The sequence below is a fragment of the Micrococcus sp. SL257 genome, assembly GCF_026625585.1.
Taxonomy (GTDB): Bacteria; Actinomycetota; Actinomycetes; order Actinomycetales; family Micrococcaceae; genus Micrococcus; species Micrococcus luteus.
Map to the genome: position 1 here is coordinate 2,044,463 of NZ_CP113053.1, position 12,313 is coordinate 2,056,775.

Annotated in this window: 12 protein-coding genes; 3 read left to right on the forward strand and 9 right to left on the reverse strand. The window is 73.7% G+C overall.

The annotated features are described in order from the left end of the window. Nucleotides 1-32: 32 nt before the first annotated feature. The 5 genes from OVA32_RS09465 to OVA32_RS09485 form a co-directional block, all read right to left on the reverse strand. Nucleotides 33-191, reverse strand: coding sequence for a hypothetical protein (locus tag OVA32_RS09465; protein WP_004167696.1), 159 nt, complete (start codon nt 189-191; stop codon nt 33-35). Then, nucleotides 191-850 carry an imidazole glycerol phosphate synthase subunit HisH gene (hisH, locus tag OVA32_RS09470; RefSeq protein ID WP_004167703.1) on the reverse strand — a complete coding sequence of 220 codons (660 nt, stop codon included), beginning with the start codon at nt 848-850 and terminating at the stop codon, nt 191-193. The genes OVA32_RS09465 and hisH overlap by 1 nt, the downstream gene beginning before the upstream one ends. Then, nucleotides 850-1,431: an imidazoleglycerol-phosphate dehydratase HisB gene (gene hisB / locus OVA32_RS09475; RefSeq protein WP_152743305.1), complete on the reverse strand. Its 582-nt coding sequence runs from the start codon at nt 1,429-1,431 to the stop codon at nt 850-852. The genes hisH and hisB overlap by 1 nt, the downstream gene beginning before the upstream one ends. Before the next feature lie 181 nt (nt 1,432-1,612). Then, nucleotides 1,613-2,734: a histidinol-phosphate transaminase gene (locus OVA32_RS09480; RefSeq protein WP_060973582.1), complete on the reverse strand. Its 1,122-nt coding sequence runs from the start codon at nt 2,732-2,734 to the stop codon at nt 1,613-1,615. A 43-nt stretch (nt 2,735-2,777) separates the two neighbouring features. Further along, nucleotides 2,778-3,152 carry a LysM peptidoglycan-binding domain-containing protein gene (locus OVA32_RS09485; protein WP_020628151.1) on the reverse strand — a complete coding sequence of 125 codons (375 nt, stop codon included), beginning with the start codon at nt 3,150-3,152 and terminating at the stop codon, nt 2,778-2,780. A 291-nt stretch (nt 3,153-3,443) separates the two neighbouring features. On the opposite strand from OVA32_RS09485, the gene lexA reads away from it, so the two are divergent. Next, on the forward strand, nt 3,444-4,160 hold the full coding sequence (gene lexA, locus OVA32_RS09490) for a transcriptional repressor LexA (protein ID WP_020628152.1): 717 nt from the start codon (nt 3,444-3,446) through the stop codon (nt 4,158-4,160). A gap of 43 nt (nt 4,161-4,203) precedes the next feature. Here lexA and OVA32_RS09495 read toward each other — a convergent pair whose 3' ends face one another. Continuing rightward, the gene (locus OVA32_RS09495) at nt 4,204-6,303 is read right to left on the reverse strand and encodes an ATP-dependent DNA helicase (RefSeq protein ID WP_036383346.1); all 2,100 of its coding nucleotides are present in this window, start codon (nt 6,301-6,303) and stop codon (nt 4,204-4,206) included. Then, nucleotides 6,300-7,940, reverse strand: coding sequence for a GTPase HflX (gene hflX / locus OVA32_RS09500; RefSeq protein ID WP_101967148.1), 1,641 nt, complete (start codon nt 7,938-7,940; stop codon nt 6,300-6,302). The genes OVA32_RS09495 and hflX overlap by 4 nt, the downstream gene beginning before the upstream one ends. 444 nt (nt 7,941-8,384) lie before the next feature. Here hflX and OVA32_RS09505 point away from each other — a divergent pair, with 444 nt between their 5' ends. Both OVA32_RS09505 and OVA32_RS09510 read left to right on the forward strand, forming a co-directional pair. Beyond that, on the forward strand, nt 8,385-9,548 hold the full coding sequence (locus OVA32_RS09505; protein ID WP_036315046.1) for an NAD(P)-binding domain-containing protein: 1,164 nt from the start codon (nt 8,385-8,387) through the stop codon (nt 9,546-9,548). Between the two features lie 25 nt (nt 9,549-9,573). After that, nucleotides 9,574-10,209, forward strand: a complete 636-nt coding sequence (locus OVA32_RS09510; protein ID WP_020628156.1) for a class I SAM-dependent methyltransferase — start codon at nt 9,574-9,576, stop codon at nt 10,207-10,209. Between the two features lie 57 nt (nt 10,210-10,266). Here the strand turns inward: OVA32_RS09510 and dapF are convergent, their stop codons facing one another. Further along, nucleotides 10,267-11,220 (reverse strand): diaminopimelate epimerase, encoded by a 954-nt coding sequence (gene dapF, locus OVA32_RS09515; protein ID WP_044658590.1) that lies wholly within the window; start codon nt 11,218-11,220, stop codon nt 10,267-10,269. A 9-nt stretch (nt 11,221-11,229) separates the two neighbouring features. Further along, complete coding sequence (locus OVA32_RS09520) at nt 11,230-12,240, reverse strand: IS481 family transposase (RefSeq protein WP_101967147.1); 1,011 nt, start codon at nt 12,238-12,240, stop codon at nt 11,230-11,232. Nucleotides 12,241-12,313 lie beyond the last annotated feature (73 nt).

Genomic DNA, 12,313 nt, shown 5'->3' on the forward strand with positions numbered 1-12,313 from the left:
GGGGTTCCTCTCGGGTGGGGCGGCCGGCGCGGTCAGGCGCCGACGGTCAGGAAGGAGGCGGCGATGGCCATGCCGGCCAGCACGAGGACGATCACGATGGCCCACAGCGGCGCCTTCTGCGTGCGCATGGACCAGGCGGCGCCGAGCAGCAGCCCGCCGAGGGCGAGGTAGAGGACGGACCAGTAGGGCATCAGAGGGTCTCCAGCCAGTTGCGCAGCAGCTGCAGCCCGGCGTCCCCGGACTTCTCGGGGTGGAACTGCGTGGCCGACAGGGGGCCGTTCTCCACGGCGGCGATGAAGTCCGCGCCGTGGTGCGCCCAGGTGACCTGGGGCGGACGCATGGCGGAGATCGTCTGGTCGAACTCCCATTCGAGCACGCCGTAGGAGTGGACGAAGTAGAACCGCTCGTCCTCGATGCCCGCGAAGAGGGCGCTGCCCTCGGGCGGCCGGACGGTGTTCCAGCCCATGTGGGGCAGGACCTCGGCGGGCAGCTCGGCGACGACACCCGGCCACTCCCCCATGCCTGCGGTGCGCTCGCCGTGCTCGACGCCGGCGTCGAAGAGGATCTGGTGGCCCACGCAGATGCCGAGGACGGGTCGGCCCCCGGCCACGCGGCGGCCGATCCAGCGGGTGCCGCCGACCTCGGTCAGTGCCCGCATCACGGACGCGTACGCCCCGACGCCGGGCACGAGCAGCCCGTCGGCCTCCTGCACGGCCTGCGGATCGCGCGTGAGCTCGACCTCCGCGCCGGCCCGCTCCACGGCACGCAGCGCCGAGTGCACGTTGCCCGAGCCGTAGTCCAGGACGGCGACGCGCGGCCGCACGCCGGGGACGGTGGTGGGGCGGGCCATCAGAGGGCGCCCTTGGTGGAGGGCACGCCGGTCATGCGGGGGTCGTCCTCGACGGCGGCGCGCAGGGCGCGGGCGAAGGCCTTGAACTGCGCCTCGACGATGTGGTGCGGATCCCGGCCTCGCACGACGTCCATGTGGAGGCAGATCGCCGCGTGGTACGTGATCGACTCGAACACATGGCGGGTCATGGAACCGGTGAAGTGCCCGCCGATGAGGTGGTACTGCTGGCCCTCGGGCTCGCCCTCGTGCACGAGGTACGGCCGGCCGGAGACGTCGACGACGGCGCGCGCCAGCGCCTCGTCCAGCGGCACGGACGCCTCGCCGAAGCGGCGGATGCCGGACTTGTCCCCGAGCGCGGTCTTGAGCACCTCGCCCAGGGTAATGGCGACGTCCTCGACCGTGTGGTGCACGTCGATGTGCGTGTCCCCGGTGGCACGGACCGTCAGGTCGATCTGGGAGTGCCGGGACAGCGCGGTGAGCATGTGGTCGTAGAACGGCACGGTGGTGGAGATCTCAGCGCGGCCGGTGCCGTCCAGATCCATCTCGACGTACACGTCCGACTCGCTCGTGGTGCGCGTCATGCGCGCACGGCGTCCGGAGATCAACTCGGCTGCCACGGGTCCTCCTCGGGCTGGGTCCGCACCGGTCCGGGACGGGTGCGGGGGGATGCGGGTGCGCGCGGCCGGTGCCGGCGGGCCGGGGCGCCGCGCGCGCTGTCCCTATCCTAGGGAGCCGGGCGGACGCCGAGACTCCGGTGACGCCTCAGGACCGGTCCCCGGTCTCGCCGAGGACCTCCGCGAGAGCGGTGAGGAACGCCGTCGTCTCCGCCTCGGTGCCGGCGGTGACGCGCAGGTGGTGCGGGATGCCGACGTCCCGCACGAGGACGCCGCGGTCGAGCAGGCGGCGCCACACGTCGGACGCGTCCTCGAGGTGACCGAAGAAGACGAAGTTCGAGTCGGACACCGAGGGCCTCAGTCCCAGGCCGCGCAGGGTGGAGACGATGCGGTCGCGCTGGGCCTTGATGTCCTCCACGGTGCGCAGCAGCGCGTCCACGTGATCGAGGGCGGCCTCCGCCGTGGCCTGCGTGACCGCGGAGAGGTGGTACGGCAGGCGCACCAGGCGCAGGGCGTCGGCGACGGCGGGGTCCGCGGCCAGGTAGCCCAGGCGCGCGCCGGCCAGGGCGAACGCCTTGGACATGGTGCGCGTGACGATCAGCCGCTCACGGCCGGGCAGGAGGGTGAGGGCGGAGCGGGTGCCGGCGAGGGCGAACTCCGCGTAGGCCTCGTCCACGACGACCATGGCGCCGGGCCCGCCGGCGGCCTCGTTCTGCGCCTGCGCGGCGTACACGGCCTCGATGGTCGCCAGGTCCAGGGCGGTGCCCGTCGGGTTGTTGGGCGAGGCCAGGAAGACGACGTGCGGACGGTGCTCCCGCACCATGGCCGCCGCGTGCTCGGCGCTGAGGGTGTGGTCTTCGGCACGGCCGCCGTCCACGAACACGGTGTCCGTGCCGCCGGCCAGCAGCGGGTACATGGAGTACGAGGGCAGGAAGCTCAGCAGTGTCCGCCCGGGGCCGCCGAAGGCCTGGAGGATCTGCTGCAGGATCTCGTTGGAGCCGTTGCCGGCCCACACGTGGTCCGCCGTGAGGCCGTGGCCGAGGTAGCCGGCGAGCGCACGTCGCAGCCCCGTGAACTCGCGGTCCGGGTAGCGGTTCAGCCCCCCGGCGACGGCCGCGACCCGCTCGGCGATGGCGGCGGCGACCTCCTCCGGCACCGGATGCGTGTTCTCGTTGGTGTTGAGCATGTACGGCACGTCCAGCTGGGGGGCGCCGTAGGGGCTCAGGCCGCGGAGGTTCTCACGCAGGGGCAGAGAGCTGAGGTCGGTCATGGCCGCCAGTCTAGGAAGCGTGGAGGGCGAGGCCCGCCGTGCGTCACCGCGTGGCCGGGACGAACAGCTCCTCGCCCGGCGCGGGGGCCCGGCCCTCGAGCCCGTTGAGCTCGTCGATCGTGGCGATCACCTCGTAGACGTCCGCCTCCGGAGCCACCGTGGTGGCGATGGTCCACAGGCTGTCCCCGGGCATGACCGTGACGGACTGGGTGGCGGGCCCCGCGGTGTCCGCGGACACCGCGGCGGGCGACAGCAGCACACCCAGGAAGAAGGCGGCCGCCAGCGTGGCGGCCACGGCCGCGGCGATCACGGGGATCCCCCGCAGCACGAGGCGGCCGCGGCGGGTCAGACGGATGGTGGCCGGACGCGGCCGCGCCGTCGCGGGCGAGCCGGCGAACTGGGCGGTGGTGAGCGTCATGGTGTCCTCCTCCGGGGCGGATGCCCTCCAGGTGATCGAACATGTGTTCGAATCCGTTCGAATGCCTTTCTAGCACAGGTGTTCGAGACATGCCACGACGAGATCGAACATATCTTTGAAGGAGAGGCGGCTCTCCTCTAGGCTCGAGGCCATGCACGGACGCCCCGGAACGCCCCGGGACCGCCAAGACACAGGCAACCAGCGGGGGCGGACACGGTAAGCGTCCGGACGGCAGCCGGACGCCGGAACACGAGTCCGGCCACCATCACCCCGGGAGAACGGACGGCAGCCATGAGCACCACCGACGATCAGCCGGCGGCGCGCGCGCCGCTCACCGACCGCCAGCGGCGGATCGTGCAGACCATCCGGGACGCGATCGCCGACCACGGCTACCCGCCCTCCATGCGCGAGATCGGCGACGCCGCGGGCCTGGCCTCGCTCTCCTCCGTCACGCACCAGCTGGGCCGTCTCGAGCGGCACGGCTACATCCGGCGCGACCCCGGACGCCCGCGTGCCCTCGAGGTGCTGCTCGACGTGGACGGCACCCCGCTGGGCGAGGCCGCCTCCCCCACCGCTGCGCCGTCGTCGCGGGTCTCCGCGATCCCCGCGTGGCACACCGGCGCAGACGAGGCGGACAGCGTGCCGGTCCCCTGGGTCGGCCGCATCGCGGCGGGCGGCCCGGTCCTGGCTGAGCAGCAGGTCGAGGACGTCATGGCGATCCCGCGACGCCTCACGGGCGAGGGCGAGCTGTTCATGCTGCGCGTCACGGGCGACTCGATGGTGGACGCCGCGATCTGCGACGGCGACTGGGTGGTGGTGCGCCGGCAGGACACGGCGGAGAATGGCGACATCGTCGCGGCCCTCCTCGACGACGAGGCCACCGTGAAGACCTTCCGCCGCCGCGACGGGCACACCTGGCTCCTCCCCCAGAACACGGCCTACGAGCCCATCCTCGGCGATCACGCCACCGTGATGGGGCGGGTCGTCACGGTCCTGCGTTCGCTCTGACCCGCTCCCTCCGGCCGGGCCGACGGCCCGAGGCCGAGCGAGGTCAATCGCCCGAGGCGAGCCGTGCCAGCACCCCGCGGACGACGTCGCGGTCCGTGGTGCGCCAGAAGTCCGGCAGGGCGCTCGTGATGTAGCCGCCGTACCGCTCGGTGGCCAGGCGGGGGTCCAGCACGGCCACCACGCCGCGGTCCGTCACGGAGCGCACGAGGCGCCCGGCGCCCTGGGCCATGCGCACGGCCGCATGCGTGGCGGAGATCCGCATGAACCCGTTGCCGCCGTGCCGGGCGACGTCCCGGGTGCGGGCCTGGGAGAGCGGGTCGTCCGGCCGCGGGAACGGGATGCGGTCGATCACCACGAGCCGCAGCGAGTTCCCCGGCACGTCCACGCCCTGCCACAGGCTCATGGTCCCGAACAGGGACGTGTCCGGCTCCTCGGAGAACTGGCGCACGAGGGCGGAGAGGGTCGCGTCCCCCTGGCACAGGATCGTGGTCTTCGGCCCGAGCCGACGGCGCATCTCGGCGGCGGCGTCCTCGGCCGCCCGGCGCGAGGAGAACAGGCCGAGGGCCCCGCCCCGCGACGCCCTCAGGAGCGCCTCGAGCTCATCCAGGGACTCGGGCGAGGCCGTCCGGCCGGGCCGGGGCAGGTGCCGGGCCACGTAGAGCACCCCCTGACGCGGGTAGTCGAAGGGGCTGCCGACGTCGAGGGCCTCGAACTTCGGGGCGTCCGGGCCGGCCAGGCCCACGTCGCCGGCCACCGAGTCGAACCGGCGCTCCCCCGAGCCCACGGTGAGCGTGGCGGAGGTGAGCACCGTCGTCGCCTTGCCGAACAGGCCCTCCCGCAGCTTGCCGGCCACCGAGAGCGGGGCCACGTAGAGCTGGGGCGGGTCGGTCTCGTCCCCCGGCTGCCAGCCCACGCCGGGCTCGAAGTGGCCGGGGCGGGTGGCCCACAGCACCTCGGGGAAGTCGGCCTCGGGCCGGGCCGCGAGCATGCGCTCCACCACCTCGAGGACCTCGAGGATCCGCGAGCGCGCCATCTGCCGTCCGCCGTCGGCGTCGGCCTCCTTGTCCTTGTCCTGGCCGAGGTCGGACAGGCACTGGCGCGCGGCCGTGAGGACGCCGGTGAGGGCCTGCTCCTGGACCTCGTCCGGGCCCGCGGCGATCAGACCGGACGGAGTGTCCGTGAACGCGCGGTCCAGGGCCGCCCCGGCCTCGATCAGGTCCTCCACGGCCACGGTGGTGTGGCGGCGCAGCGAGGTGGCCGCGCCGTGCACGATCGACCCGGACAGCTGCCCGGTGACCGCACCGGTCACCCGGTCCTGCAGCTCGTGGGCCTCGTCCACGACGACGGCCGAGTACGCCGGCAGCACCGCGAGGCCCTCGAAGGCGCTGATGGCGAGCATCGCGTGGTTGGTGACCACGACGTCCGCGTCCGCCGCGTCCGCGCGGGCACGCTCGGAGAAGCACTCCTCGGCCTGGGGGCAGCGGGACGCGCCGAGGCAGTCGACCGCGGTGACGGAGACCTGCCGCCACGCGCGGTCGGTGACGGGGACCTCGAGGTCGTCGCGGTCCCCGGTCTCGGTCTGGTCCGCCCACGCCCGCAGGTACATGACCTCCTTGCCCAACAGGGAGGAGGGCCCGGCGGCGCCGTCCGTGGCGGAGCCGATCACCCCGCCGTCGTCGGCGACCGTGAAGAGGGCCTCCTCGCCCTCATCCCCGGGGTAGCCGCCGTCCACCTTGTGGCGACAGAGGTAGTTGGAGCGGCCCTTGACCAGGGCGACGACGGGCTCGCGAGGCAGCTCGTCCTTGAGCGCCTCGACCAGCCGGGGGGCGTCCCGCTTCATGATCTGGGCCTGCAGGGCGAGCGTGGCCGTGGCGACGACGACGGGGTCCTCCTGCGTCATCGCGTGCTGGATCGCGGGGATCAGGTAGGCCAGGGACTTGCCGGTGCCGGTGCCGGCCTGCACGAGCAGGTGGCGGCGCGACTCGAGGGCGCGCGCCACCTGCAGCACCATCTCCCGCTGGCCCGCGCGGTGCTGGCCGCCGGTGGCCTGCACCGCGGCGTCCAGCAGGCGCAGTGCCTCGCGCTCGTGCTCCGTGCGGGGCTGCGCGCCGCCTGCCCCGACTTCCTCCGCCCCGCCGCTCACAACGCGTCCGCCTCCACGACGAACTCGGCGAAGTCCGGCGCGATGTCCTCACGGACCAGCACGGACAGGCGGGTGCCGCCCTCCTCGTAGCCCTCGGCCAGGATCTCCGCGTCCGCCGAGTGGAGGCGGGAGACCAGCTCACCCCGGGTGAACGGGATCAGCAGTTCGAGCCGCACGTCCGGCCGCGGGATGGTGGCCGCGATGGCGCGCTCGAGCTCGTCGATGCCCTCGCCGGTGCGCGCCGAGACCACCACGGCGTGGGGCTCCTTGGCCCGGATCCGGGCGATGACGGCCGGGTCCGCGGCGTCCGCCTTGTTCAGCACGATGATCTCGGGGATCCGGTGCGCGTGCACCTCCGCGAACACGGAGCGCACCGCGGCGATCTGGCCCTCGGGGTCCGGGTGCGAGCCGTCCACGACGTGCAGGATGACGTCCGCTTCCGCGACCTCCTCGAGGGTGGAGCGGAACGCCTCGACCAGCTGCGTGGGCAGGTTCCGCACGAAGCCGACCGTGTCCGAGAGGGTGTAGCCGATGCCGTCCGGCGTCATGGCCTTGCGCACGGTGGGGTCCAGCGTGGCGAACAGGGCGTTCTCCACGAGCACCCCGGCGTGGGTGAGGCGGTTGAGCAGGGACGACTTCCCGGCGTTGGTGTACCCGGCGATCGCCACGGACGGCACCCGGTTGCGACGACGGTTGGCGCGCTTGGCCTCCCGGGCCGGCTTCATCCCGGCGATGTCCCGGCGCAGCTTCGCCATGCGGGTGCGGATGCGGCGGCGGTCCAGCTCGATCTTGGTCTCACCGGGTCCACGGGAGCCGATGCCCTCGCCGGCGGCGGCACGGCCGCCGGCCTGCCGGGACATGGACTCGCCCCAGCCGCGCAGGCGCGGCAGCAGGTACTCGAGCTGCGCGAGCTCGACCTGGGCGCGGCCCTCACGCGAGCTCGCGTGCTGGGCGAAGATGTCCAGGATCAGCGCGGTCCGGTCGATCACCTTCACCCGCACCACGTCCTCCAGCGCGCGACGCTGAGACGGGGCGAGCTCGGAGTCCACCACCACGGTGTCCGCACCGGAGAGCGCCACGATCTCGGCGAGCTCCTGCGCCTTGCCCTTGCCGAGGAACGTGGCCGGGTCCGGGGTGGCGCGGCGCTGGATGACGCCGTCGAGCACCTCCGAGCCCGCGGTCTCGGCGAGCGCGGCGAGCTCCCGCAGGGAGTTCTCCGCATCCTCCGCGGAGCCCTCGGTCCAGACGCCCGCCAGCACCACGCGCTCCAGGCGCAGCTGGCGGTACTCGACCTCGGTCATGTCCTCGAGCTCGGTGGACAGACCCTGCACGCGCTTGAGGGAGTGGCGCGCGGCGAGCTCGTCCTGGTCACCGTCGGCGTCCGTGTGCCCGTCCTCGCCCTCGTCCAGGGCGAGTGCACGGCCCGCGAGCGCGCCGGAGCGGTCCGGGGTGCCGGCGTCGGGGGCGTCCTCGTGGTCCGCGACCACACTGTCCGCGGAGCCGCGCCCGGTCGCCTCGCGCTCGGAGGCGCGGCGAGCGTCATCGGCGGCCAGGATGCGGTCGATCACGGCCTGGATCTCGTCCTCGGAGCCGTGGGCGCCCTGGGGGCCGGGGGTGTGCTGGTTCTTCTCAGTCATGGTCTCCTCTGGGCCGCCGCGGTCGGGCGACCCGATCGTCTCAGGGTAGAGGGGTCGGCGGACGCGTTAGGCGGCTGTCCGCAGGGGGCGGACGTGGCGGGTGACGCGCACGGCCGGTTAGGCGGAGGTCGGCGCCGCGCTGCGACGATCTCGCGGCGGCTCCGTCGGCATGGGGAAGGTGAGCACGCGGCACCGCAGCCACGAGGTCTCGTCGGCGGGCGTGCAGGGACGGACCACATCGTCCATGGTGGGATCTCCATCAGGTGCCGGGGCGCGCTCGACGGCCTCATCCGAGGCGGGCGCGCGAGGGGGCGGGGGCGGGCAGTGACGCGGGGGCGTCAGCGCAGGAAGATCCACATGGGCGTCGAGTGTACCGGGCGGCGCGTGTGGGCGACAGGGGCCCCGGCGCCCGGTCCGCTGACGACGCGCACGTATCCTGCGGGCATGACCGCGTCCCCCTCCCCCGCCCCGCCGCGGCCCGGCCGGACGGGCCGGGCGACCGTCGTCGTGATCGGCGCGGGCCAGGCGGGGCTGTCCGCCGCCTACCACCTGCGCCGCCGCGGTTTCGTGGGGCTGGGTCCGAACGACGACGGCGCCGCCGGCGTCCCCGACGACGCCCCCGGCACGTTCGTGGTGCTCGACGCGGAGACCGCCCCGGGCGGCGCGTGGCAGCACCGCTGGGACTCGCTCACGATGGCCACCGTCAACCACATCCACGAGCTGCCCGGCGACCCGGTGCCGCCGGCCGACCCGGCCGCGCACGCCAACACCCTGCTGCCGGCCTACTTCGCCGATTACGAGGCACGGTTCGCCCTGCCGATCCGGCGGCCCGTGCGTGTGAGGCGCGTCGAGCGGATCGGCGAGCCGGGACGTGCGCGCGGGTTCTTCGTCCGCACGGACGGGGCGCCGGGCACGTGGCGGGCGGACTTCGTGGTCAACGCGACCGGCACCTGGACGTCCCCGCGGTGGCCCTCGGTGCCCGGGATGCGCTCGTTCCGCGGCCGGCAGCTGCACACCCGTGACTACGTGTCCAAGGACGAGTTCGCCGGGCAGCGGGTGGTGATCGTGGGCATGGGCGTCTCGGCGACGCAGCTGCTGGCCGAGATCTCCACGGTCGCGGACACCCTGTGGGTGACCCGCCGCGAGCCGCAGTGGCAGGACTCGGCCGCGCCCGGCGCCCTGGCCGAGTCGGTGCGCGGGGTGGACGAACGGACCCGTGCGGGCCTGCCGCCGGGCTCCGTGGTCGGGGCGACCGGGATGCACCGCTCGTCCTGGGTACGCGAGGCCGAGACGCGAGGCGTGCTGGTGCGCCACCCCATGTTCATGGCCGTCGAGCCGGACGGGGTGCGGATGCCCGACGGCTCGTTCGAACCGGCGGACGTGATCCTCTGGGCCACCGGCTTCCGGCCGGCGATCCGGCACCTCGCTCCGCTGCGGCTGCGCACGCCCGCCGGCGGCATCCGCGTGGCGGGCGGGCGCGCCCTGGACGAGCCGCGCCTGTTCCTGCTCGGCTACGGGCCCTCCCAGTCCACGGTCGGGGCCAACCGCGCCGGGCGCGACGCAGTGCGCGCGATCCTCGCGGACCTGGCCGGGCCGGCATCGGGCTGAGGGCCGCCACGACCCGCTGGCTACCATGGTCGCCGTGAGCTCCGCATCCCACTACTTCGACGCCGACCCCTCCGCGCCCGAGCGGCGGCGCACCGTGCGGACACGCCTGGCCGGCCGCGACGTCGAGGTCCAGACGGCCAACGGGATCTTCTCCCCGGACGGTCTGGACAAGGGCACCGCGGCCCTGTTCTCGGCCGTGCCCGCGCCGCCGGCGAGGGGCCGGTTCCTCGACGTCGGCGCGGGCTGGGGACCGATCGCCCTCACGCTGGCGCTGCGGTCGCCCGAGGCGGAGGTGACCGCCGTCGAGGTCAACGACCGCTCCCTGCAGCTGACCCGCGACAACGCCGCGGCGCTGGGTCTCGACAATCTCGTGGCACTGCGGCCGGAGGACGTCCCCGAGGGCGCGGAGTTCGACCTCATCTGGTCCAACCCGCCCATCCGGATCGGCAAGCCGGCGCTGCACGCCCTGCTGGAGCGGTGGCTGCCGCGCCTGGCCCCCGGCGGCGAGGCCTGGCTGGTGGTGCAGAAGAACCTCGGCGCGGACTCGCTGCTGCCGTGGATCGGCCGGATGCTCGAGGAGCGCGCGCCCAGCCGGTTCACCGCGGAGCGGGCGGACAGCGTCAAGGGCTTCCGGATCCTGCGGGTGGCGCGGGCGCGCTGAGGCGCCGTTTCCCGAACGACAGCGGTCCGTGGCCCGCCGTTTCCCGAACGAAAGCGGTCAGGCGGTGAGTTCGCCGTCGAAGACCAGCTCGGCCGGGCCGGAGAGGACCACGTGCTCGGTCCCCTCCGGACCCGGCACGACGTCGACGGCCAGCACGCCGCCGGGCACCTCGACGAGCCACGAGTCGGTGCCCTGGTCGCCCGACCACGCGCGCATCGCCACGGCCACCGCGCACGCACCCGTCCCGCAGGACTGGGTCTCGCCCACCCCGCGCTCGTGCACGCGCATCCGCACGCGGCCGACGCCCTCGCGCACGAGCGGCTCGTGCGCGGCCACGAACTCGACGTTCGTGCCGTGCGGCGGGGCGGGGTCCACCTCGGGGGCGCGGCCCAGGTCCAGGCCCTGCAGGTCGGCGAAGGAGGCCAGCGGGACCACGGTGTGGGGGTTGCCCATCGAGACGCTCAGCGCCGGACGCGGATCGGTGAGGCCGTGGGCGAGGACCATCGAGTCCGACGCCGCCTCCTCCGCCAGCTCGGGGTTGAGGTACGACCAGGGGCCCATGTCGATCGCGTAGCCGTGCTCGAGCCGGGTCACGGCCTTCACGCCGGCGCGCGTGCCGATGGTGATCGCCCGGCCGGGGGCCAGGTCCACGAGGCCCTTCTCGACCAGGAAGTGCACGAAGACGCGCACCCCGTTGCCGCACATCTCGGCGATCGAGCCGTCGCCGTTGCGGTAGTCCATGAACCACTCGGCCTCGGGGTGCTCGGCGAGCAGCGCCTCACCCTCCGGCAGGCGTGCCGAGCGCACGGCGCGGATGACGCCGTCGGCGCCGATCCCCCGGTGCCGGTCAGCCAGCCGTGCGACGCGCTGGGCGTCGAGCTGCGTGTTGCCGTCCGGGTCGGCGATCAGCACGAAGTCGTTGCCCGTGCCATGGCCCTTCGTGAACGGCACGCGCGGCGCGCTCGCGTGGAGGGGGTCCTGGGCGGCGGGCGCCGCGGGCTGCTCGGTCATGGGCCCAGTCTAGGTGTAGGAGGGCATGACGTTGTTGACACGCACCGGGGCCAACGAGGCCGGAGGAGCCTCTCCGCAGGAGGTATGCGGCCGATGGTAGTTGTAGTGATTCACCCACACCTGCAGGGCCTCACGCCGAGCCCGCTCTGAGGAGTACGGGCGGGCGTAGAGGACCTCGTCGACCATCAGCCGGTTGTACCGCTCGACCTTCCCGTTGTGGCGCGGGGTGTAGGGGCGGATCCGGTGATGCCGGCCCCCGAGAGAGACCACCTTCCGGGTGAAGTCCACGGCCCGGTAGTTGTTCCCGTTGTCCGTGACCACCCGGTCCACGGTGATGCCGTGAGCGGCGAAGAACGCGCGGGCCCGGCAGTAGAACCCGATCGTGGTCACCGCCCGCTCATCCTCCAGCGCCTCCGTGTACGCCAGGCGGGTGAACCCGTCGATCGCCGAGTGCAGGTAGGTGTAGCCGACCCGCTGGCCAGACCCCCGCTTGGAAGCACGCCCTGCCTCACTGTCTCTTCCGTGGGCGCGCCAGCCTCCCCCTTCAGGGATGCGTCCGATCTTCTTCACGTCCAGGTGCACCATGTGCCCTGGCCCCCTCGCGGTGATCCTCCGGGCCGGCTGCCGGCGGAGGTCTTCTCCGGCTGGGGTCAGGTCCCGTAGGCGGGAGATCCCGGCCCGGTGCAGCCATCGCCCCACGGTGCGAAGACACACCTGGTAGCCCTCGCCGACCAGATGGTGATGGATGCGCCGGGCGGACCACTTCTCGGCCCGGCGCAGGGCCTCCAGCTCGGCCACGATCGCGGGGTCGAGCCGGGCAGGTGAGCGATGGGGCCGGCTCGAGCGGTCTTGCAGTCCTGCCTCGCCTTCGGCACGGTAGCGGGCGACCCAGGTGGCCACCGTGGGCCGACTGACGCGGAACTCCGCGGCCACGTGGGACTGCGGGATCCCGTCGTTCAGGTGGCGGTGGACCATGCGCAGCCGGCCGGTGGGGGTCAGAGGTGCGTTAGCGTGAGTCACGAGCGGGCTTCCTTCCGCGGATGAGTGGATGTCGCAATTCCCATCCTGCGGGGCGGAGCCCGCTCGTCTCATC

Coding starts and splice junctions, on each gene's coding strand:
- OVA32_RS09485 (WP_020628151.1), bottom strand. CDS start 3,152: ATGACGCTCACCACCGCCCAGTTCGCCGGCTCGCCCGCGACGGCGCGG.
- hisB (WP_152743305.1), bottom strand. CDS start 1,431: ATGACGCGCACCACGAGCGAGTCGGACGTGTACGTCGAGATGGATCTG.
- dapF (WP_044658590.1), bottom strand. CDS start 11,220: ATGACCGAGCAGCCCGCGGCGCCCGCCGCCCAGGACCCCCTCCACGCG.
- lexA (WP_020628152.1), top strand. CDS start 3,444: ATGAGCACCACCGACGATCAGCCGGCGGCGCGCGCGCCGCTCACCGAC.
- OVA32_RS09465 (WP_004167696.1), bottom strand. CDS start 191: ATGCCCTACTGGTCCGTCCTCTACCTCGCCCTCGGCGGGCTGCTGCTC.
- OVA32_RS09480 (WP_060973582.1), bottom strand. CDS start 2,734: ATGACCGACCTCAGCTCTCTGCCCCTGCGTGAGAACCTCCGCGGCCTG.
- hisH (WP_004167703.1), bottom strand. CDS start 850: ATGGCCCGCCCCACCACCGTCCCCGGCGTGCGGCCGCGCGTCGCCGTC.
- OVA32_RS09510 (WP_020628156.1), top strand. CDS start 9,574: ATGGTCGCCGTGAGCTCCGCATCCCACTACTTCGACGCCGACCCCTCC.
- OVA32_RS09505 (WP_036315046.1), top strand. CDS start 8,385: ATGACCGCGTCCCCCTCCCCCGCCCCGCCGCGGCCCGGCCGGACGGGC.
- hflX (WP_101967148.1), bottom strand. CDS start 7,940: ATGACTGAGAAGAACCAGCACACCCCCGGCCCCCAGGGCGCCCACGGC.